Origin of the sequence: Roseateles sp. So40a, assembly GCF_048081605.1 — a bacterium.
In the GTDB taxonomy this organism is placed as follows: domain Bacteria; phylum Pseudomonadota; class Gammaproteobacteria; order Burkholderiales; family Burkholderiaceae_C; genus Roseateles.
Window position 1 is genome coordinate 2,307,098 of the sequence record NZ_CP182288.1, and the last position, 19,117, is coordinate 2,326,214.

Annotated in this window: 17 protein-coding genes and 1 pseudogene; 9 read left to right on the forward strand and 9 right to left on the reverse strand. The window is 69.5% G+C overall.

Features of this window, described 5'->3' with window-relative positions; all coding sequences use genetic code 11:
* Positions 1 to 70 precede the first annotated feature (70 nt).
* Genes ACNI65_RS10635 through otsB form a run of 3 tightly spaced genes read left to right on the forward strand, consistent with a single transcriptional unit; the run spans position 71 to position 3,632 of the window.
* Positions 71 to 577 carry a hypothetical protein gene (locus ACNI65_RS10635; RefSeq protein WP_416762933.1) on the forward strand — a complete coding sequence of 169 codons (507 nt, stop codon included), beginning with the start codon at positions 71 to 73 and terminating at the stop codon, positions 575 to 577.
* Positions 574 to 2,862 (forward strand): alpha,alpha-trehalose-phosphate synthase (UDP-forming), encoded by a 2,289-nt coding sequence (locus ACNI65_RS10640; protein WP_416762934.1) that lies wholly within the window; start codon positions 574 to 576, stop codon positions 2,860 to 2,862. The genes ACNI65_RS10635 and ACNI65_RS10640 overlap by 4 nt, the downstream gene beginning before the upstream one ends.
* 8 nt (positions 2,863 to 2,870) lie before the next feature.
* Entirely contained in the window at positions 2,871 to 3,632 is a 762-nt protein-coding gene (gene otsB / locus ACNI65_RS10645) for a trehalose-phosphatase (protein ID WP_416762936.1), read from the forward strand.
* Positions 3,633 to 3,755: 123 nt separating this feature from the next.
* Here the strand turns inward: otsB and ACNI65_RS10650 are convergent, their stop codons facing one another.
* Positions 3,756 to 4,814 carry a mechanosensitive ion channel family protein gene (locus ACNI65_RS10650; protein ID WP_416762937.1) on the reverse strand — a complete coding sequence of 353 codons (1,059 nt, stop codon included), beginning with the start codon at positions 4,812 to 4,814 and terminating at the stop codon, positions 3,756 to 3,758.
* Between the two features lie 17 nt (positions 4,815 to 4,831).
* Positions 4,832 to 6,250, reverse strand: coding sequence for a hypothetical protein (locus ACNI65_RS10655; protein WP_416762938.1), 1,419 nt, complete (start codon positions 6,248 to 6,250; stop codon positions 4,832 to 4,834).
* Positions 6,251 to 6,614: 364 nt separating this feature from the next.
* On the opposite strand from ACNI65_RS10655, the gene ACNI65_RS10660 reads away from it, so the two are divergent.
* Entirely contained in the window at positions 6,615 to 6,977 is a 363-nt protein-coding gene (locus ACNI65_RS10660) for a hypothetical protein (RefSeq protein WP_416762939.1), read from the forward strand.
* Here the strand turns inward: ACNI65_RS10660 and ACNI65_RS10665 are convergent.
* Entirely contained in the window at positions 6,968 to 7,876 is a 909-nt protein-coding gene (locus ACNI65_RS10665; RefSeq protein WP_416762940.1) for a hypothetical protein, read from the reverse strand. The genes ACNI65_RS10660 and ACNI65_RS10665 overlap by 10 nt on opposite strands.
* A 189-nt stretch (positions 7,877 to 8,065) precedes the next feature.
* Entirely contained in the window at positions 8,066 to 9,469 is a 1,404-nt protein-coding gene (gene rpoN / locus ACNI65_RS10670; RefSeq protein WP_416762941.1) for an RNA polymerase factor sigma-54, read from the reverse strand.
* A 516-nt stretch (positions 9,470 to 9,985) separates the two neighbouring features.
* Between rpoN and ACNI65_RS10675 the strand changes: the two genes are divergently transcribed.
* The 3 genes from ACNI65_RS10675 (at position 9,986) to ACNI65_RS10685 (ending at position 14,095) form a co-directional block, all read left to right on the forward strand.
* Positions 9,986 to 11,155, forward strand: coding sequence for an AI-2E family transporter (locus ACNI65_RS10675; protein WP_416762943.1), 1,170 nt, complete (start codon positions 9,986 to 9,988; stop codon positions 11,153 to 11,155).
* A 95-nt stretch (positions 11,156 to 11,250) separates the two neighbouring features.
* Complete coding sequence (locus ACNI65_RS10680; RefSeq protein WP_416762944.1) at positions 11,251 to 13,593, forward strand: ATP-binding protein; 2,343 nt, start codon at positions 11,251 to 11,253, stop codon at positions 13,591 to 13,593.
* A gap of 49 nt (positions 13,594 to 13,642) precedes the next feature.
* A complete protein-coding gene (locus tag ACNI65_RS10685) occupies positions 13,643 to 14,095 on the forward strand; it encodes a ferritin-like domain-containing protein (RefSeq protein ID WP_416762945.1) in 453 nt (150 codons plus the stop codon).
* 207 nt (positions 14,096 to 14,302) lie between these two features.
* Here the strand turns inward: ACNI65_RS10685 and ACNI65_RS10690 are convergent, their stop codons facing one another.
* The 4 genes from ACNI65_RS10690 to ACNI65_RS10705 all read right to left on the reverse strand — a co-directional run bounded on the left by ACNI65_RS10690 (position 14,303) and on the right by ACNI65_RS10705 (position 16,438).
* Positions 14,303 to 14,869 (reverse strand): hypothetical protein, encoded by a 567-nt coding sequence (locus tag ACNI65_RS10690; protein WP_416762947.1) that lies wholly within the window; start codon positions 14,867 to 14,869, stop codon positions 14,303 to 14,305.
* Entirely contained in the window at positions 14,844 to 15,251 is a 408-nt protein-coding gene (locus ACNI65_RS10695; protein WP_416762949.1) for a hypothetical protein, read from the reverse strand. The genes ACNI65_RS10690 and ACNI65_RS10695 overlap by 26 nt, the downstream gene beginning before the upstream one ends.
* Before the next feature lie 178 nt (positions 15,252 to 15,429).
* The gene (locus ACNI65_RS10700; RefSeq protein ID WP_416762950.1) at positions 15,430 to 15,831 is read right to left on the reverse strand and encodes a DUF883 family protein; all 402 of its coding nucleotides are present in this window, start codon (positions 15,829 to 15,831) and stop codon (positions 15,430 to 15,432) included.
* 82 nt (positions 15,832 to 15,913) lie between these two features.
* Positions 15,914 to 16,438 carry a hypothetical protein gene (locus tag ACNI65_RS10705; protein ID WP_416762952.1) on the reverse strand — a complete coding sequence of 175 codons (525 nt, stop codon included), beginning with the start codon at positions 16,436 to 16,438 and terminating at the stop codon, positions 15,914 to 15,916.
* A 258-nt stretch (positions 16,439 to 16,696) separates the two neighbouring features.
* On the opposite strand from ACNI65_RS10705, the gene ACNI65_RS10710 reads away from it, so the two are divergent.
* Both ACNI65_RS10710 and ACNI65_RS10715 read left to right on the forward strand, forming a co-directional pair.
* Positions 16,697 to 17,260, forward strand: a complete 564-nt coding sequence (locus ACNI65_RS10710) for a response regulator (RefSeq protein ID WP_416762953.1) — start codon at positions 16,697 to 16,699, stop codon at positions 17,258 to 17,260.
* Positions 17,261 to 17,413: 153 nt separating this feature from the next.
* Positions 17,414 to 17,854: pseudogene (locus tag ACNI65_RS10715) on the forward strand (D-glycero-alpha-D-manno-heptose-1,7-bisphosphate 7-phosphatase); the annotation flags it as partial.
* A 55-nt stretch (positions 17,855 to 17,909) separates the two neighbouring features.
* Here ACNI65_RS10715 and ACNI65_RS10720 read toward each other — a convergent pair.
* Positions 17,910 to 19,115, reverse strand: a complete 1,206-nt coding sequence (locus ACNI65_RS10720; protein ID WP_416762955.1) for a DNA topoisomerase IB — start codon at positions 19,113 to 19,115, stop codon at positions 17,910 to 17,912.
* Positions 19,116 to 19,117 lie beyond the last annotated feature (2 nt).

Consider the following 19,117-nt stretch of genomic DNA (forward strand, 5'->3'; position numbering starts at 1 on the left):
GCACCGGGCTTGGGCGGCACGGCGATTGCCGTTCGCAGAGCGTTGTATCTCTGTGTCACAGGAGTCGCCATTGAATGCTTTGCTGCTGCCGGCCTTGCGCCGGGCATGCGCCGACGGGATCTTGGCCAGTGTGTTCTCGGGCGTGGCGCTGATGCGTGGCAGCCGGTCGGATCCCGCGCACCTGGTGGGGCGATCGGAATATCGGGTGGGCCGGCCGGGCCTGAAGGCCTCCGCCGCGGACATCGCGCTGCATGCGGCCACCGGCCTCATCTGGGGCGCGCTGTATGACCGGATGCGCGCGCTGCGACGCCACCCCACGCGCGGCAACGCCGTCACCGACGCGCTGCTGCTCACCGCGGTAGCGGTCGGCGTGGACCGGGTCGTCGCGCCCAGCGTGCTCACGCCCGGCGCGGACAAACGCGCCACGGCCGCGGGCACCCGCCCGCCCTCGGTCACGAGCCTGCTGCTGATCTACGGCGCCTTCGCCGCGGGGCTGGCGCTGGGCGGGCTGCATGCGCTGCCACGCGGTGATCGCGATGGCGACGGCGACGGGGACGTGGATCGGGATCACGCATGAAGTCGCTGCATCTCCAGCTCCGATTCCTCGTTCCGCTGCTGATCACGCTGACGGTCGCCGCGCTGCTCGCCCTGCCCCTGCTGGACCGCATGACGCTGCGGTGGTTCTCGCGCGACCTGAGCGCGCGCGGCGCGATGGTGGCCAAGACGCTGTCCGTGGCGATCGCCGACATCGAGCCCGGCGCCAAGCGCGAGCGCATGCGCAACCTGCTCGAGCGCGGCGTGCTCGACGAGCGGCTCGTGGGCATCGCGCTGTGCGCCGCCGACGGCAAGCAGGAGCTCAGCACCAAGGGCTTCCCCGACACGCTCGCCTGCAAGGAGGCCGAGCTGACCGCCGCGCAGAAGGATCCGCGGCTGGAGCTGGCCAGCGGCGCGGTGCACGTGGGCGTCTTTCCGGTGAATCCGCAGCAGGCGGACTCCGAGCGCCTCGTGCTGCTGCATGACCTGAGCCTGCCCGACCGGCGCAGCCTGGACACGCGCCGCTACATGATCATCTTCATCACCGTGCTGGGCCTGGCCGTGGCCGGCATCACGATGATCGTGGCGCAGCTGAGCTGGCGCGGCTGGGTCTCGGGCATGCGCGCCATCCTGCGCGGCGAGGGACTGGTGCGCCCGCTGCTGAACAACACCGCGGGCTTCCGCGGCGGGCCGGAGACCGCCCCGCCCGAGCTGCAGCCGCTGGAGGTCGAGATCCGCCAGCACATCCGCGAGCTCGAGGACAACCTGTATCGCGAGCATGGGCCGCTCACGCCCTGGGATCCTGAGCGGCTTCGCGGGCTGCTGCGCACGCAGTTGCGCGGCGACCAGGTGATCGTCGTGTCCAACCGCGAGCCCTACATCCACCAACGCGGTCCGAACGGCATCACGGTCAGCCGCCCCGCGAGCGGGCTGGTGACGGCGGTGGAACCGGTGATGCGCGCGTGCTCGGGCACCTGGATCGCGCATGGCAGCGGCAGCGCGGACCAGGACGTCGTCGACGCGCATGACCGCGTCGCGGTGCCGCCGGACACGCAGGACTACATGCTGCGCCGCATCTGGCTCAGCGAGGAGGAAGAGCGCGGCTACTACCAGGGCTTCGCCAACGAGGGCCTGTGGCCGCTGTGTCACGTGGCCCACGTGCGGCCGGTGTTCCGTGAATCGGACTGGGCGCAATACCGCGCGGTGAACCAGCGCTTCGCCGATGCCGTCGTGGCCGAGGCGCGCGGCGACGACCCGGTGGTGCTGGTCCAGGACTACCACTTCGCACTGCTGCCCGCGATGGTGCGCGAGAAGCTGCCCAAGGCCACCATCATCACCTTCTGGCACATCCCCTGGCCAAACCCGGAGTCCTTCGGCATCTGCCCGTGGCGACGCGAGCTGCTGCAGGGCATGTTGGGCAGCACGATCCTGGGCTTCCACACCCGGTTCCATTGCAAGAACTTCACCGAGACGGTGGACCGTTATCTGGAGGCGCGCATCGAGCACGAGCACTCGACGATCAGCTACCAGGGCGAGCCCACGCTGGTGCAGAGTTATCCGATCTCGATCGCCTGGCCGACCGACGAGGAGCGCGCGGGATGGGAGTCGCCGGCGGACGCCCGCGCGGCGGTGTATTCGCGCCTGAACCTCAAGCCCGACACGATCATGGCGGTCGGCGTGGACCGGTTCGACTACACCAAGGGCATCCTGGAGCGGCTGCACGCGGTGGAGCGCTTGCTGGAGAAACATCCGCAGTGGCAAGGGCGATTCGTGCTCGTGCAGGTGGCGGCGCCGACGCGCAACGCGCTGGAGGAGTACCGCGAATTCCAGGACCGCATCCATCGCGTCACCGAGCGCATCAACCTGCGGTTCGGCGAAGCCGGCTACAAGCCGGTCGTGCTGCTGGCCGAGCACCACGACCATGCCGCGCTGATGACGCTCTACCGCGCCGCGCACATGTGCGTGGTGACCAGCCTGCATGACGGCATGAACCTGGTGTCCAAGGAGTTCATCGCCGCGCGCGACGACGAACAGGGCGTGCTGATCCTCAGCCGCTTCGCCGGCGCGGCGCGCGAGCTGCAGGAGGCCTTGGTGATCAACCCGTACCACGTCGAGGAGACCACGGATGCGCTGCACCGGGCGGCGACGATGCCGGTGCAGGAACAGCGTGAGCGCATGGCGAGCCTGCGCATGACGGTGCGGGAGTTCAATGTCTATCGATGGGCCGGCCGCATGCTGACGGATGCGGGCCAATGGCGACTGCGCGAGCGCATCACGCGCCGCGTGCAACGACGCTCGCGCGAGGCGGGCGAGGAGGCGATCACCTGATGATGCCGGTGCGATACCTGCTGGATGCCGAGGGCCGCGGGGCTCTCGCGCGACTGATGAAGCGGCGGCCGCTGCTGGGATTCGATTTCGACGGCACCTTGGCGCCGATCGTCATGCAGCCGGATGAAGCGAGGCTGCCTGAGGCCACGGCCAAGCTGCTGGAGCGGCTCGCGGCGCGCGTCCCGGTCGCGGTGGTCAGCGGCCGCCAGGTGCTGGACGTGCGACACCGGCTGGGTTTCAAGCCCACGCACATCGTCGGCAATCATGGCGCGGAGGATGAGCTTGACGGCCCTGACCCGCGCGTCGTGATGACGCTGGGGGCCTTCCGGGAGCGGATGTTGAGGATGGAGCCGCGGCTCAACGAGGCGGGTGCCACGATCGAGGACAAGGGGGCCTCCATTGCGATCCATTACCGGATGGCGAAGGATCCGGTGGCCGCGCGCGATGCGATTGCCGTGCTGGTTGCTGATCTGCCGGCGGGCATCGTCACCGAGCCGGGCAAGCGTGTCGTCAACGTGCTTGTCGAGGGCGCCCCCGACAAGGGTGATGCGATGACGCGTCTCACGGCGCGTTATGGCGCCGATGCGGGGTTCTACATCGGTGACGACACGAACGACGAGCCGGCATTCGAGCGGGCGGGCCCCGACTGGGTGACGGTGCGCGTGGGCCCTCGCCTGGACCACAGTCATGCGCGTTACTACTTGAACGAGCAAGCCGAAGTGGACGAGGTTTTGCGCCTGATGTTGGCGCAGCTCGATGTAACGGGGTGAGGGGCGACCGGGTCCCCTTTCCGGAAGTCAAGGGGTGAATTGGATGGCCGGGGCGGCCATCCATGAGAGGACATGGAGGAAAGGGGACCCGGTCGCCCCGAGGTGGCGCTCTGCCCGAGGCAGTCAGGGCGCCGGAGACGGCGGCAGGGTCGGCTTGATGACGGGCGCTGCGGGGGCCGGGAGGTCTTCCACGAGCGCCCTGACCCGAGGCAGGGACTGGGGATAGGTTTTCTGCAGCCAGGCGATGAGTCCTTCGCGCAACTCGCATCGAAGATCGAAGGCCTTGCCGGAGTCCTTGGCCGACACGAGCACGCGGATCTGCATGGTGCGTTCGGTGGTCTCGACGACTTGCACGCCGCAGACGCGCCCGTCCCAGTGGGCGGAGGCCTTGCACATGGCGGTGGCTTTCTCGCGGAGATCGTTCACGGGCAGCGTGAAGTCGACCCACAGCATGACGGTGCCGAGGATGCTGGCGCTGGTGCGGGTCCAGTTCTGGAATGGGTTCTCGATGAACCATTGGAGCGGGATGACGAGGCGGCGCTCGTCCCAGATCTTGAGCACGACGTAGGTGGAGGTGATTTCCTCCACCCTGCCCCATTCGCCCTGGATGATGAGGACGTCGTCGAGGCGGATGGGTTGGGCCATGGCGATCTGCAGGCCTGCGAGCAGATTGCCGAAGACTGATTTGGCTGCCAGGCCGAAGACCAGGCCGGCGATGCCCGCGGAGGCGAGCAGGCTGGCGCCGAGCTGCTTGGCGCGCGGGAAGGTCATCAGGATGAAAGCCAGTGCGGCGAGCATCACGGCGCCCTTGGCCACGCGCGCGAGCACCTTGGTCTGGGTCTGGATGCGGCGGGCGGCGAGGTTGTCCTCGACATCGGCGGGATTGAGCAGGGCCACCCCCTGGGCCACGCCGGTGATCGCGCCGCTGGCGATGGCGGCGAGGCCCACGATGACCAGCACGCCCAACACGTGCTGCACGCCGGCGATGCCTGGGACGGTGTCGGGCACGCCTTGCGCGGCGACGAGCAGCCCGATCAGCGGCAGTGTCCAGCGGGTGGGGTTCTCGCAGCGCTGGACGACTGCGGTGAGCAGCCGGGAGAAGCGCGCCAGGCGCAGCGCGATCGGACGCAGGATCGCGTGCAGCAGGAGCGCGCCCGCGACGATCACCAGCGCGCCGAGCAACAGCTGGCCCCAGAGCATCAGATCCGTGTCGACGAGGGCGAATCGGGACTTCCAGTTTTCCATTGCCCCTCGCGGGCAAGTGCCGTTCCGCCCTCGTTGCGCAGCATCGCCGCGCCTGCGGGGACCAGCTGTTCGATCCGGTTCTCAATGGTGCGCCACTGCTGCTCCACCGTGAAGCGGCCGTGTCGGGCCAGGACGGCCGCCGCCCCGTCCGCTTCATTCATGCAGGCGTCCAGTTCGCGGAGCTTGGATTGGAAGCTTCGGGCACCGCGTTGGAAGTCGGCACTGCCTCGCGCGGCGTACTCCTCGATCTGGACGCCGATGGTGGTCAAGGCCTGCCGCGCATCGACGCAGACCGACGCGCGACGTGCCGTGTCCAGCAGCCCGGCCAGTGCCGTCACCGGCGGCGCGTGCCCGATCTCCACCGCCTGGCATACCTTGTCGGTCAGCATGGCGAGTGTCCGGCCGCAAGCGTGTTCCCGCACCGACGGGTCGCCCAGGTAACGACGCACCACCTGCAAGTCGCCGAGGAAGTCCCGGGCATCGGCGTACCGTTGGCCGCCGTGCGAGGGCAGCTCGAAGGCGATGCGCGGCATGCGGCCCGCAGGCAGCTGACCGCCCAGACAACGTGACAGGGCATCCGGCGTGGCAGACGGTTCGGCCGGCTCAAGGATCTCCTCGGGCAGCCCCAGCAATTGGTCCAGCGAGATCGTCACGCCGTCGATCAACGAGACGGGGGGCGCCGCGCGGGACATCGAGGAGGCGCCCGTCCCGCGGAGGATCGGCGGCAGGTAGATCTGGTCATGCGTCCGGCGGTCCGGCGGCAGGGAGGGCCGCTGCGAAGTCCTGGGTGTCGGCAGCAACGCGGGCAGCGACGCGCTCGGAGGGTTTGTTGCTGCCGTGCTTGATGAAGACGTCGATCGAATCGACGCCGTCTTGCGCGCCGCGACCCATGCATCGATCACTTCCCGCGACTTCTCCAAGGCCATCGCACACTGTCGTTCGGCCTGATCGGGCGGGAGGCGATGACTGCCATGGAAGGCGTCGCAGGCTCTTTGCAAGTCAGCCAGGCGTTTCATCGCAGAAGCTCCACCGATGGGATCCGGCGTCCCGCCCATGCTCCACACGATGGCGTTGAACTGTTGGAGTCTTCGATCAATCGGGTGGTGCGGTTCCTTGACCGGTCCGGTCAACTCGAACCGCGTGCGCCCGGCGGCGCTCAACTTCTGCCAGGCCCGACACAGCTCGTCGACCCGCCACGACGCCACTTGGCAACGACCGTTGGGGTCGTCTCGCAGGGACGCCTCCAGAGCCGACCGCTGTTGCGCGAATACACGAACCGCGTCGCCCATCTCGGCATCCGCAGTCCCCTGGCACAGATAACGGGACAAGGCGCAGGCCGCTTCGATCTCCACCAACGCGGTCTCGCGTGTCATGCCCGGGGGGCTCGTGCGTGGGTGACGGACCCCGGGCCTGCACGGCGCCCGTTCGCGATCAATCACGTCCCAGGGCGACTCGTGGACCAGCAGGTCCCGGGCCCATCGGAGGATCGGCTGCTCAGCCCTGGCCGCATGGGTCGTGACATGGGTCGTCTCGACCGCGCGTTCAAATGACCACGCACCCCCATGCGAGGAGTTGGGGGTTAGGGATGGGTTCATGGCAAGACTCCGGTTCGAGGGCTGATCCGTCGCCGCTGGACGGCAAGGGCCGGTCAGTCCGATATCCGATGCCTTCGAGTTCCAGGCGGATGTGGGCGGCCGGATTGCCTGTCCGGATCAACATCATTCGAAGGGGACGTTCATGAGCCAACCCACTGATCGGAAGCCAGATGTCGACGCAGATGCCACCAAGCCCTCCCGCCGTCTGCTGGACAAGGCGCCCGTGGCACCCGGCTCGGTCAAGCCCGATGCCACACCCGTGCACAACGACGATGTGCAATTGCCGCATGAACGCGATCAGAGCGTCGGCGCCGATGCCACGGGCGGAATGGGCACCGGCGCGGCCGGCGAGGACCAGCGCGCGGTCATGGGCCAGGCGCATGAGGATCTGAAACAAGGCCAGGTCGATACCGACCTGCGCGCGACACCCGGTCTCGACGCTCAACGCCGCGATCGCCTGGTCAAGGACGCCACGGCGGCCCCCGCCTCCAAGCGTCAGCCTTGATGGATCGACGCGGGCCCTTGGTGCTGGCGGGCCAGCAGCGACGAGAGGCGCGTCGCGACATGATCGCAGCCCCCATGGACTTGTTCGATGAATCGACGATCGACACGACCCGTTGTCTGGAGGGTGAACTTGAGTTTCGCGTAAGCGTCCTGTACAGCTTTCACGTCCTTGCAGAGGCCCGACGAGCGCTCGTAAAGTTCGCCGTACATCACACCAACCTTCTGAATCTTCACCGTGAGCTCATTCCATCGCGCTTCGGCCGATGCACGTGTCCCGCCGAAGGGATCGGGCTCTTCGGTCAATGGGCGCGTGAGTCCGTTGGACAGTTCGTGCCGCGGCGGCATGGCGTCCGTTGCTGCCGCGCGGGGATCCTGGAGTCTCGAAATGCCCCGCTTCAGCGTGCCGAGCGCCTCCCGAAGCGCGTGAGGCTGGAAAGCATCGTAGGTCGCTGCGAGTTCGGACAAGGCAGCGGCGTGATGCGGCGATGTCCGCACCAGGACCGTCGCCTCGCGAATCAATTGTTCCGCGTCGCACGAGTGCTCGGCGAGCTTGCCATGCAGCCCATACGTGATGATCTGAGCGAGCACGTCCAGGGCGATGCAGTTCTGCGTGAGGGTGGCTTCCGCGATCGGCAGTGAACCGGATCCCTGTTCCAGGGCGTGGATCCCGGCCTGGAGTCGGCCCTCGGCACGATCGGCTCGAGCCGCCACCATCGGCCGCGCTTCCGCATTCTGATCAACAACGCTGGCGCTCCAACGTTGTCGCAGATCACGCAGGCCGTTGGTCTGGCGCTCCGCGAAAGCCCTCAACGCGGCGCCGTCCCGCGTCGTCACCTGCAGCAAGGGCTCGACATCCGGCGAGGGAGGAAAAGAGAAACTCTGGATCGGATACAGATACACGCGTGATTCCCATGGACACCCGCGGATCGGCGATCCGTCACGAAGTGTCATCCTGGATCAGTCCGGGTATGCCCACATGGGTTCACCGACGACGCCATCGCGCTGGCGTCTGCCACACGCACCAATGAAAACAGCACCTCTTGGGGTGCTGTCCTTGTCTCCATCGCGCCTCGGGAAAATCCGGGATCGTCAGCTGTGCTGGCGGCGGCGCTCCACCGCGTCGATGCGCAGCATCTGGCGGTACTTGGTCACCGTGCGCCGAGCCACCACCAGACCCTGGCGAGCCAGCTGACGGGTGATCTCGGCATCGGACAGCGGGTTCTCGGGACGCTCGGCCTCGATGATGTCCTTGATCAGGCCGCGGATGGCGGTGCCCGAGCACGCGCTGCCGTTGCTGCTCACGATCGCGCGCGAGAAGAAGTACTTCAGCTCATACACGCCGCTGGGCGTGGCCAGGTACTTGTTGTTGGTCACACGCGAGACCGTGGACTCATGGATGCCGACCTCGTCGGCGATCTCCTTGAGGCCCAGCGGCTTCATCGCCATCGCGCCGAATTCCAGGAAGTGGCGCTGACGACGCACGATCGCGTTGGCCACGTCCAGGATCGTCGAGAAGCGCTGCTCGATGTTGCGCATCGTCCAGCGCGCTTCCTGCAGGTGATTCGCCATCTCGGCATGCCCCTGCTGGCGGTGACGCTGGAACAGCTCCGCGTAGACCTGGTTCATGCGCACCTTCGGGATCACCGCCGGATTGAGCTGCACGCGCCACTGTCCGCGGACCTTGGTCGTGAGCACGTCCGGCACGATGTACGCGGCCTGCGTGGTCTCGTAGCGCCAGCCCGGACGCGGGTCGAAGCGGCGCAGCTTCAGGCACACCGTCTCGGCCTCGGCCACGCTCACGTCGAGCAGCTGCGCCAGCGCCGGCACATCGCGCGAGGCCAGCAGGTTCAGATGCTGCGTGATGATGCGCTCGGCCAGCATCCGGCTGCGCGTGTCCTCGATCTTGGGCAGCTGCAGGAGCAGGCATTCGGCGACGCTGCGCGCGCCCACGCCCAGCGGATCCAGCGCCTGCACGCGCTTGAGCGCGATCTGCATCTCCTCGAGCGCCACCGGCGGCTGCATCTGCGCCACCGCCATGAGCTCCTCGAGCGAGCTGCGCAGGTAGCCGTCGTCGTCGACGGACTCCGCCACGATGGTGGCCAGCACGAGGTCACGCGGCGACAGCCGCAGCACGTTGAGCTGTCCGCGCAAATGCTCGCGCAGGCAGGTCTGCGCGGCGGTCATCTCCAGCGCGCTGAGCTCACCGTCGTCAGCGCGGCGAATCGAGCCGGAGCTCTCCGCGCGCCAGATCTCGCGATCGTCGGGCAGCGGCTCGGGCATCTCGGACATGACCGGCGACGCGGCCACCGGCACATCGGCGTCCAGCGGCAGCGAGTCGTCCGAGCTCTCGGTGACTTCGAGGAAGGGATTGCGCCCCAGCATGTCGGTGACCATCGTGGAGAAATCCAGCGAGGACATCTGCAGCAGCCGCACCGCGTGCTGGAGGCGGGGCGACAGGGTCTGCGACTGCCTGTGCTCGTGCCTGAGTTCCATTGCTCCCACTTGTGAGACTCCTTCCCGGGTATGGTTGAAACCGCCCGCAACCGGTTCCGGAGGGTCCCCGCCGCGAGGACGGGAACTGGTTGCAGACAGTGCCGGCGGACCGGCCTGATGTCCCATCAGCGCAAGGACCATGCCACCGCGTTCCGGCGGTTTCACATTGCGGGGATCGCGTCATCCGGCGTGCCCGCCAGAACGCCGCAAACCCACTGGGCACGGGGCCTGCCGGGGGATTGGGGATCACGGCGCGTCGAGTCCCCGGCCGTCCTCCCTCCCGCCCCCGGAGCCCCCTCAGGACCACTCCGGCGTCGCCAACCGGCGACACCTCGCAAGGCTTTCGGCATCGTTTACCGATGACGACGGGTGCGCTCGCCCCGACGCACGTCCTGCCCCCAACCGTTCCTCCGCCTTCCCCTTTCGTACCTCTGCGTACCCGCGTCCCCGGCAGGGTTGGCCCGCAGCTTGCTTCGATGGGCTCGAACGTTCCCGTCCGCGTCAACCTTACCCATCTTGCGTCCCGCCGCCCTGCCCCCCACCACGATGCGCCGCTGGGCGACGCGAGGCCTGCTGTTGATCGCGCTGGTCTTCCTGCTCAAGGAAGCCAGCGCCATCGTGCTGCCCGTGCTGGTGGCGCTGATCCTGACCTTCGTGCTCGCGCCCGCGGTGAGGACGATGCGCCATCACGGCATCCCCGAGGCCATCAGCGCGGCGATGCTGGTGACCACGCTGGTCGGCTGCACGGTGCTGAGCGTGGCGCTGCTGGCCGAGCCGGTCGCGGACTGGTGGCAGCGCGCGCCGGTGGCGGTGTCGCAGGCGTTGAACCGTGTCGATCGCTGGCGCGCGGCGATCCCGGGTTTCGGGCCGCCGGTGGAGCGCCGGGCCACCGGCCGCACCGCCGCGCCGCCGCCCGTCGATCCGGTGCGCGAGCGGCTGGCCAGCGAGGGCGTCGCGCTCACGGCGCAGGTCCTGGGCACCGGACTGAAGTTCCTGGTGTCGGCCGCGGCCACGACGATCCTGCTCTACTTCCTGCTGGCCTCCGAGCACTGGGTGCTGTCGCGCTGCATCGAACTGCTGCCGCATCGACCGCGATTGCGCGCCGGCGTGCTGGGTGGACTGCGTGCAGCGCAGCGCGACATCTCGCGCTACGTGGCCTCCGTCAGCGCGATCAACCTGGGCGTGGGCCTCGTCGTCGCCGGGACCATGTGGTACGTGGACCTGCCCAACCCTGGCCTGTGGGGCGCCATGGCCACGCTGATGAACTTCATCCCCTACCTCGGCCCGCTGATCATGTGCGGGCTGCTGCTGGCGGCCTCGCTGGCCTCCTCGCTGGGCGACGCCGGCCTGGCCGCGCTGATGGCGCCGGTGCTCAGCTACCTGTGCCTGCACGCGATCGAGTCCAACTTCATCACGCCGATGGTGGTCGGCAAGCGCCTGTCGCTGAATCCGCTGTCGGTGCTGCTGTCGGTGATGTTCTGGGGCTGGTTGTGGGGCGTGGCCGGCGCGGTGCTGGCCGTGCCGCTGCTGATCTGCCTGCGCAGCATCAGCCAGCGCAACCGCCAGATGCGCCCGGTGGCCGTCTACCTGCGCGGCAGCGACCGCCCCTGCACGCCGCTCGCCACCTTGCTGCGCCCGCCCGCTCCGCCGCGAGCGGCCGCTCCCCTGCCTCCGGAACGTCCTTGAACAGCACCGCCCATAATCTGCCGCCTCGACGCTCACGCGTCCGCGCCACCGGCCTTTGGCCGTGGCGGCCCGTCCGTTCCTCCGCTGCCTCGCCCATGCCCCTGCCGATCCGTTCCCGCCTGCTCGTGCTCGTCCTGTCCGTGATGCTGCCCGGCATCATCGCGGCGCTGTGGGTGAGCTGGCGCACCTGGAGCGACGAGCAGGAAGCCACCGTGCGCCACATGCGCGACAGCACGCGTGCGTTGTCGATGGTGGTGGACAAGGAACTCGCCCGCCGCGCGGGCATCGCGCGGGTGCTGTCGCTGTCGCAGATCCTGGACGCCGCGCCGCAGATCCCGCCCGAGGACCTGGCGATGCTGGAGCTGCAGACCCGCCGCGCGATGCAGGGGCTGTCGGGCTGGGTGGAGCTCGACGCGCCGGACCGCACGCTGTTCAGCACCCGCCTGGCCGCGGGCCGTGTGCCCGAGCGGCCGATCGGCGCGCCGTCGTCGCCTTCAACGCCTTCAACACCCTCCTCCCCGCAGGCCGGCGCTTCCGCACCCGTGCTGACGGCGGGCCCTGCTCCCGTGATCGCTCCCGGGCTCGCCCGCGAAGCGGTGCCGCTGATCGAGCAGGCCACGATCGGCAACCTCTCGCCCGATCCCGTGACCGGTCAGCTGCGCGCGCAGATCGTGCAGCCCATTGAGCGCGGCGGCCATGTGTGGCTGAACATGAGCATCTCGGTGCTGCCGCAGGAGATGCAGCAGATCATCGACGCGCAGCGGCTGCCGCCCGACTGGACCGCGTCGATCGTCGATGGTCGCGGCACCGTCGTCGCACGCCATCCGGGCGGCATCAGTTATGCCGGCCGGCCGAGCACGGATGATCTCAAGCGCTTGATGGCCACGCGCGAGGAGTCCCGCTTCGAATCGGTAAACCTGGACGGCGTCCCGGTCGTCGGCTACTTCACGAAGTCGCCGCAAGGCTGGATGGTGATCACGGCGGTCCCGCGCGACATCGGCCTGGGCGGACTCGGCGGGCGCAACGCGCTGCAGCCGATCGCCGTGGGCGCGTTGCTGCTGGTGCTGGTGGGCATGTTCGGCGCGTTGTGGATCAGCCGCCGGATCTCCGGCCCCATCCACGCGCTCAACACCATCGCCAACGAGTTGCGCGCCGGCGAGCCCGTGCACGCGCCCAAGACCGGCATGGTCGAGTGCGACGAGGTCGCGCTGGCGCTCGAGGACGCGAGCGCCGCGATCCGCCAGGGCCGCGCCGAGCTCGAGGAGCGCGTCAACGAAGCGATCGACCGCACGCGCGAGGCCGAGCAGCTCAGCTCGCGCTCGCAGCGCACCGCGGCGCTGGGCCGGCTCACGGGCGGCGTCGCGCATGACTTCAACAACCTGCTGGGCGTGATCAGCAACAGCGCTCACCTGATCCAGCGCAGCCCGCATGCTGAATCGCTGGCGATGCCGCTGGGCGCGATCATGCGCTCGGTCGACGTGGGCAGCCGCCTCACCCAGCATCTGCTGCGGGTGTCCGGCCGCCAGCCGGTGCATCCGCAGGTGGTCGACCTGGGCTCGACGCTGAGCGAGATGAAGGAGCTGCTGGCCACCGTGCTGGGCAAGCGCATGCAGCTCGCGATGACGATGGCGCCGGACCTGCCCAGCGTGCGGGTGGATCCGTCGGAGCTGGAGCTCGCGCTGATCAACATCGCGCTGAACGCGCGCGATGCCACCGACGGCATGGGCGAGATCACGATCGAGGCCGGCCGCGCCGCGCCGGGCGACGTGCGCGACCTGGCCCCGGGCGAGTACGTCGCCATCAGCGTGACCGACCGCGGCCCCGGCATTCCCGACGATCTGCTGGTGCGGGTGTTCGAGCCCTTCTTCACGACCAAGTCCGTGGGCAAGGGCACGGGCCTGGGCCTGAGCCAGGTGCTGGGCTTCTGCGTGCAGGCCGGCGGCACGGCGCGCATCGCCAGCCAGCTCGGCGCCGGCACGACGGTGACGCTGCTGCTGCCCTCGCAGGCGAGCGCCCCGGTGCGGCGCGCGGGCGGCGACGAGCCGCGCGAGGCCCTGCGCGACAACCAGCTGGCCGGCGCCCGCGTGCTGCTCGTCGAGGACAACGAGGAGCTGAATCGCGTCACCGCGAGTCTGTTGCGCAGTTTCTCGTGCCAGGTGCTGTCGGCCAAGGACGCGGACGAGGCGCTGCAGCTGTTCGGCAGCGGCGCGGCCGTGGACATCGTGCTGTCGGACGTGGTGATGCCGGGCTCGATGGACGGTCAGGCGCTCGCGCGCGAGCTGCGCAAGCGTCGGCCCGGTCTGCCCGTCGTGCTGATCAGCGGCTTCAGCGAGGCCTTGACCGCGGAGTCCTCGTTCATCGTGCTGCGCAAGCCGGCGTCGCCCTCGCAGATCCTGGACTCGTTGCGTCGCGCGATGGGGCTGTCCACGGGTATGTGACTTGCTGTATCGGGGAGGTGATCACTTCCCCGATCTGAAAGGAACGACCATGGACAACGCTGATGTCATCGACGAACTGAACACGCTGATCGAAACCAGCAAGGACGGCGAGTACGGCTTCCTGAGCTGCGCGGAGCACGTCAAGAGCACGAGCCTGCGCGAGGTCTTCGCGCAGCGCGCGGCGGACTGCCGGCAGGCGGCGTCGGAACTGCAGCAACTGGTGCGGCAGCACGGCGGCAAGCCGGAGGATGAAGGCAGCACCGGCGGCACGCTGCATCGCGGCTGGGTCGCGGTGAAGGCGACGCTGACGGGCTACAGCGACAAGGCGATGCTCGAGGAATGCGAGCGCGGCGAGGACGTCGCCGTGGCGCGATATCGCAAGGCCGCGCAGAAGGACCTGCCCGCCGGCGTGATGGAGGTCGTGCAGCGCCACCTCGCCGGCGCGCTGCGCAACCATGACCAGATCAAGCTGCTGCGCGACCAGGCGCGCAACGCGGCCTGAGAGACTGAGCGGCTCCGCGAGCCCTCACCCCCCGCCCTCTCCCGCTTCGCGGGCGAGGGAGCCCACCAGCCCGCTGACGCACAACTCGCGGGCGAGGGGACCTAAAAGCCCGCTGACGCACAACCTCGCAGGCGAAGGAGCCTCAAGACCCGATGACGCAAAAGCCCCTCTCCTGCGAAGCGGGAGAGGGATTGGGGTGAGGGCTCGTCAGCGGGAGTCGGTGCTGCGAGACGGCGCAGCATCCTCTCGCTGCTGCTTGCGCCCCTGCATGTAGCCCGCGACGAGTCCCAGCAGCAACTGGGTAATCTCGGGCCCGACCTGCAGCCGGATGCGCGCGGGCATGAATCCCCACAGCATCGTCAGCAGCTGCAGCGTGCCGACTTCCGGCCGCGCGCTGCCCTCGCCCGCCGCGGCTTCATGCGATCGATGCCCGCGGTGCGGCTCGGCCGAATCGGCGAAGTGCTGACGATCATGCCGCTCGTGATCACGGTGATCGCGCGCATGTCGCCGCTTCTTCCCGCGCACCACGCGCCAGAACAGCCAGCTCGCGCCGGTGCCCAGCGCGGGCAGCAGCCAGCGACTGGGAACCAGCACCGCCTTGCCGCGCTGCTGCAGCGAATCCCAATGCAAGCGGTATTCGAGATCGCGGCGCACGACGCGCAGCTCCGCCATCTCGATGCGCAGCGACAGCTCCTCGAGCGTCTCCGGCCCGGTCGCCCGATCGGGCACGTCGGGGATGCGGCGGGGATCAGGGCGGTGTTGCGGTGCGGCCATCGGCGCTCGATTCCTCGGGATCCATCGGATCGTTGAACAGCCAGTGGAATTGGCGACGGGACGCGGGCAAGGCCAGCATCGGCGTCAGCGCCTTCATCGCGGCGGCCACCCAGACCAGCACGAGCAGGTTGAGCACCAGTACGCCGGCGAAGGCCCAGGGCCAGCTCAACCCGAAGTGCACCGCCAGCGCGGCGATCAGCGCCCAGAACGCGATCCACGCGGTGGCACCGGCAATCGCGGCGACCACGCCCAGGATCACCAGGCTCACCAGCCCGTGACGGGCGCGGCGCAGCTCCAGAGAGAGCAGCAGCAGCCGCCCCGACACCATGCCGCGCGCCGCGCGGGCCATGCCCTGCAGGTCGCCCAGCCAGGACTCGGACATCGGCGGCACAGGGCCTGACCCAGAGCCCGCCGCCGCGGCCGGGTCGCCGAAAGGCGCACCGCCCGCCGAGGCGGGTGGAGGACCGTGCGGCGGCGCGGGCGGCGGTGGGAATGGAGGCGGGAACGGCGGAGGGAATTGGGGCGAGCCGTGCGGCGCGTCGCTCATGGGCGGTCGGGCCTCAGCGGGTCAGGCGCGCGATCAGCATGCCGACCGCCAGCGCGGTGCCCACGGCCATCAGCGGATGTTCGCGGACATTGGCGCGCAGACCGTCGCACCATTCGTTGCCGGTGGCGCGCAGCCGGTCGGCGCGATCGTGCAGCATGGAATTCGTGTCTTCCAGGCTCTTCTGCAGTTGCTCCGCGGCGGGCACCGCCGTCGTCGCCAGCTTGTCGATGGTGGCGTGCGCCTTGTCCGCGACACGGTTCACCAGATCCGCCGCCGCCGTGCTCGACGGGCCGGTGCCGGAGGTCGCGGTGCTCGATGCGCTGCTGCCCGTCCCGTTGACAGCCTTGGCGACATCGCTGGCCGTGGTGAACGGGGTGGCCTTGTCGCTCTTCTCGTTGTTCGGAGTGGTGCTCATGAGGAAAGTCCTTTCGTCCTTGCGGGGGTGATCTGCAGGTGGGGTGACGGGTAAGTCCAGGGCAAGGGGCGTGCCCCGGCGCTCAGTTCGGAAGCTCCGGCTTGGGATGCGCGTCCAGCCCGCGATGCGGCGATTCGGCCACCTGCGGGCGACCGCCCTCGGGCTCGAGCAGCTCCTCGATGATGAAGTGGCCGTAGTACTGCGCCCGCTCGGCCCGATTGCGGCGCGCGATCTCGGCGATCTCGCGGGCCTGGTCGTCATCACGCGCCCGCACGACCAGGAAGTGGTATCCGCGCTCGGCCAGCTCGCCGTGGCTCCGCAGCAGGTTGATCTCCTGCCCGATGGCCGCGAGCGGGCTCGCGTTCTTCAGGTCGCGCGCGACCATCGCGACCATCTCGTGGTCGCTGAAGGCGTGCAGATCCTCCCCGGCGATGCCATGCGCGGCCAGCGCCGCGCGGGCCTGGCCGGCGTCGGGCGCGCTCGGGAAACTGATCACCACGTGATCCACCGGCTTGTGCACGCCGAAGCTGGTGGGACGGTGTTCCGCGGCGTCATCAGGAATGTCGGCAGCCGGATTCGCGGCGCCGCTGCGTTGACGGGTGGCCATGCTCGCTCCTTGAAGTGGGAGAGTCCTCCTCGGCAAGGCAAGCCTCGTACCCATCGACCGCTTCGCCTTTCCCGATGACGAAGCGCGGAAGATCAATTCCGCGTCGACATGTCGCCGACGTTGACGCGCGAGCCATGTACCGGTTACACCGGACGAGCCGAATTCACTCGGGGAATCCCCGGATCAGGGGAGGTTTCCAGGCACGACGCTTGCCACATCTCGCGACCAACCAAGGACGGACAGGGAAGGAGCGAACTGATGAACGACGGTCTCACCACGGTGCTGTACATCGAGGACAGCCCGCTGAACGTCATCGTGATGGAGGCGATGTTCGAGCAACGCCGCGACCTGCGGCTCCACGTGGCCGAGGCCGGCATGCCGGCCTGGCGGCTGAGCGCGCAGTTGCAGCCCTCGCTGCTGCTGGTGGACTTGAACCTGCCCGACTGCCATGGCTCCGACCTGCTGAAGCTGCTGCGCATGCGGCGCGGCTGGGCCCAGGTGCCCGCGATCGCGGTCACCGCCGATTCCGATTTCGACGCGCTGAGCTGCGGCTTCCAGGAACTCTGGGCCAAGCCGCTGGACGTGCGTCATACGCTGGACCGGCTCGCGCAGTTGCTGCCGCCGCCCAGGAGCAGCCACCTGGTCACCCCGGCCTCGCCTCCGGTGACCACGGCCGCGACCTCCACCACCGCCGACCCGGTCACCCCGAGCGGCGTGATGATCGATCCGGCCTCTGATGGCGGGCGACGGGAGACCGGCATGATGGCGCGGCACAAACAGTCGCTGGCGCCGCGCCAGACCGATTACGGCTGGGTCCGCTGAGCGCGACAGGAGGCCACCCCCGTGACCGCCTGGCTCGACGCCCCCCTGACCACCCTCTCCCTTCACGACCTCGATTTCTCCGCCGGCTCGCGCGCCCGGCGCGATGTGGGTTCGCCCTCTCCTTCCCCTTCGCCTGCCCGGCTGCGGCCGGCGGTGTTCCTCGACAAGGACGGCACGCTCGTCGAACCCGATGACGGCGCCGTCCACGATCCGCAGCGCCTGCGGCTGCTGCCCGGCGCCGGCGAGGCGCTGGCCCGGCTGAGCGCGGCCGGGCTCGCGCTGGTGCTCGTGACCAACGAGAGCGGCATCGCCCGCGGCGCGTTCACCCGCGCCCAGTTCGCGCGGCTGCAGGGCGCGCTGCTGCGTCAGCTCCAGGAAGGCTTCGGCGTCACGCTGGACGACGTGGCCGTGTGTCCGCACGCGCCCGACGCGCAGGGCCGCCCGGCCTGCCTGTGCCGCAAGCCGGCGCCGGGCATGCTCACTCGAGCGGCGCGCGCGCATGGGCTGGACCTGACGCGCTCCTGGATGCTGGGCGACCTGCTGGACGACGTCGAGGCCGGCCACCGCGCCGGCGCGACCGGACTGCTGCTGGACACCGGCGGTGAGACCGCTTGGCGTCGATCGCCGTTGCGCGAGCCGGCCGGGGTCTTCAGCGACTGGCCGTCGCTGGCCGATCACGTGCTGCAGGCACACGCGATGAACGAGGCGTCGGCGCCGACCGCGACGTCCGCGGCGGATGGCCTGGACGCTGCTTACGCTGCGCAAGGGATGGGGCAGCGGGACGCGATGCCTTCGAGGGCGACGATCGGCGTGACACCGGCCGCGGCGCCGGCGCAGGTGTAGCCAGTTCCACGCGCGGCTGCGTGCGCAGCAGGCCCATCAGGCGGCGCTCGGCCACGCTCAGACCGGCCATCGCCGGCGGAGCCGTCATCCAGCGCTGCGCGGGCAGCGCCTCGATGCGCCCCGACTGCGCCCAGGCGAGCACCTCCGGGTGAACGTAGGCCTTGCGGCACACGGCCACGGTGTTGCCCAGGCGGGCCGACACCGCCTGCAGCGTCTGCTTGATCGCGTCGACCGGCGCGGTGCCCCGCGTCGCGTGCTCGCGCAGCAGGTCCAGCGCCAGCACGCTCGCATGCCAGGTGCGAAAGACCTTGGCGCTGCAGGTGGGGCCGCCGACGGTGGCCAGCCAGTCGTTGACATCGGCGGCATCGATGCGGTGAGGCTCGCCCGCCTCGTCCTGATAGCCGAAGAGCTCCTGCCCCGGCAGGTCGCGGCACCGTCTGACCAGCGCCGCGACGCGGTCGTCGCGCACGGCCAGCTGATGGCGCACGCCGCTCTTGCCCGGGAAGCTCAGCAGCAGCGCGTCGCCCTTGACCTGCACATGGCGCGACAGCAGCGAGCTCAGCCCGTACGAGCCGTTGGCGCGGGCGTACTCGCGGTGGCCGATGCGCATCCAGGTCCGGTCGAGCAGCCGCACCAGCGCGGCGATCACGCGTTCGCGGTCGAGTCCGCCGTCACGCAGCCGGCGCTGCACCGCGCGACGCAGGCGCGGCAGGCGCTGACCGAAATCCAGCAGCAGGCCGAACTTGTTGTCCCCGCGCAGGGCCATCCAGTCGGCGTGATACCGGTACTGCTTGCGACCGCGCGCGTCACGCGCGGTGGCCTGGATGTGGCCGTCGTCGCGGGCGCAGATCCAGACGTCGACATAGGCCGGCGGGATCGCCAGCGCGCGGATGCGATGCAGCGTGCCGGCATCCCGCACGGGTCGGCCGTCCGCATCCACGTATCGAAAGCCCCGCGCCGCCTTCACGCGACGCAGGCCCGGCTCGCAATCGGACACCCAGCGAAGTGACATGT

What these genes read in the sequence shown, in the direction of transcription:
- ACNI65_RS10685 (WP_416762945.1), top strand. Translation starts at nt 13,643, where the DNA reads ATGGACAACGCTGATGTCATCGACGAACTGAACACGCTGATCGAAACC.
- ACNI65_RS10710 (WP_416762953.1), top strand. Translation starts at nt 16,697, where the DNA reads ATGAACGACGGTCTCACCACGGTGCTGTACATCGAGGACAGCCCGCTG.
- ACNI65_RS10680 (WP_416762944.1), top strand. Translation starts at nt 11,251, where the DNA reads ATGCCCCTGCCGATCCGTTCCCGCCTGCTCGTGCTCGTCCTGTCCGTG.
- ACNI65_RS10690 (WP_416762947.1), bottom strand. Translation starts at nt 14,869, where the DNA reads ATGGCCGCACCGCAACACCGCCCTGATCCCCGCCGCATCCCCGACGTG.
- ACNI65_RS10700 (WP_416762950.1), bottom strand. Translation starts at nt 15,831, where the DNA reads ATGAGCACCACTCCGAACAACGAGAAGAGCGACAAGGCCACCCCGTTC.
- ACNI65_RS10640 (WP_416762934.1), top strand. Translation starts at nt 574, where the DNA reads ATGAAGTCGCTGCATCTCCAGCTCCGATTCCTCGTTCCGCTGCTGATC.
- ACNI65_RS10660 (WP_416762939.1), top strand. Translation starts at nt 6,615, where the DNA reads ATGAGCCAACCCACTGATCGGAAGCCAGATGTCGACGCAGATGCCACC.
- ACNI65_RS10695 (WP_416762949.1), bottom strand. Translation starts at nt 15,251, where the DNA reads ATGTCCGAGTCCTGGCTGGGCGACCTGCAGGGCATGGCCCGCGCGGCG.
- ACNI65_RS10655 (WP_416762938.1), bottom strand. Translation starts at nt 6,250, where the DNA reads ATGACACGCGAGACCGCGTTGGTGGAGATCGAAGCGGCCTGCGCCTTG.
- ACNI65_RS10720 (WP_416762955.1), bottom strand. Translation starts at nt 19,115, where the DNA reads ATGTCACTTCGCTGGGTGTCCGATTGCGAGCCGGGCCTGCGTCGCGTG.
- rpoN (WP_416762941.1), bottom strand. Translation starts at nt 9,469, where the DNA reads ATGGAACTCAGGCACGAGCACAGGCAGTCGCAGACCCTGTCGCCCCGC.
- ACNI65_RS10705 (WP_416762952.1), bottom strand. Translation starts at nt 16,438, where the DNA reads ATGGCCACCCGTCAACGCAGCGGCGCCGCGAATCCGGCTGCCGACATT.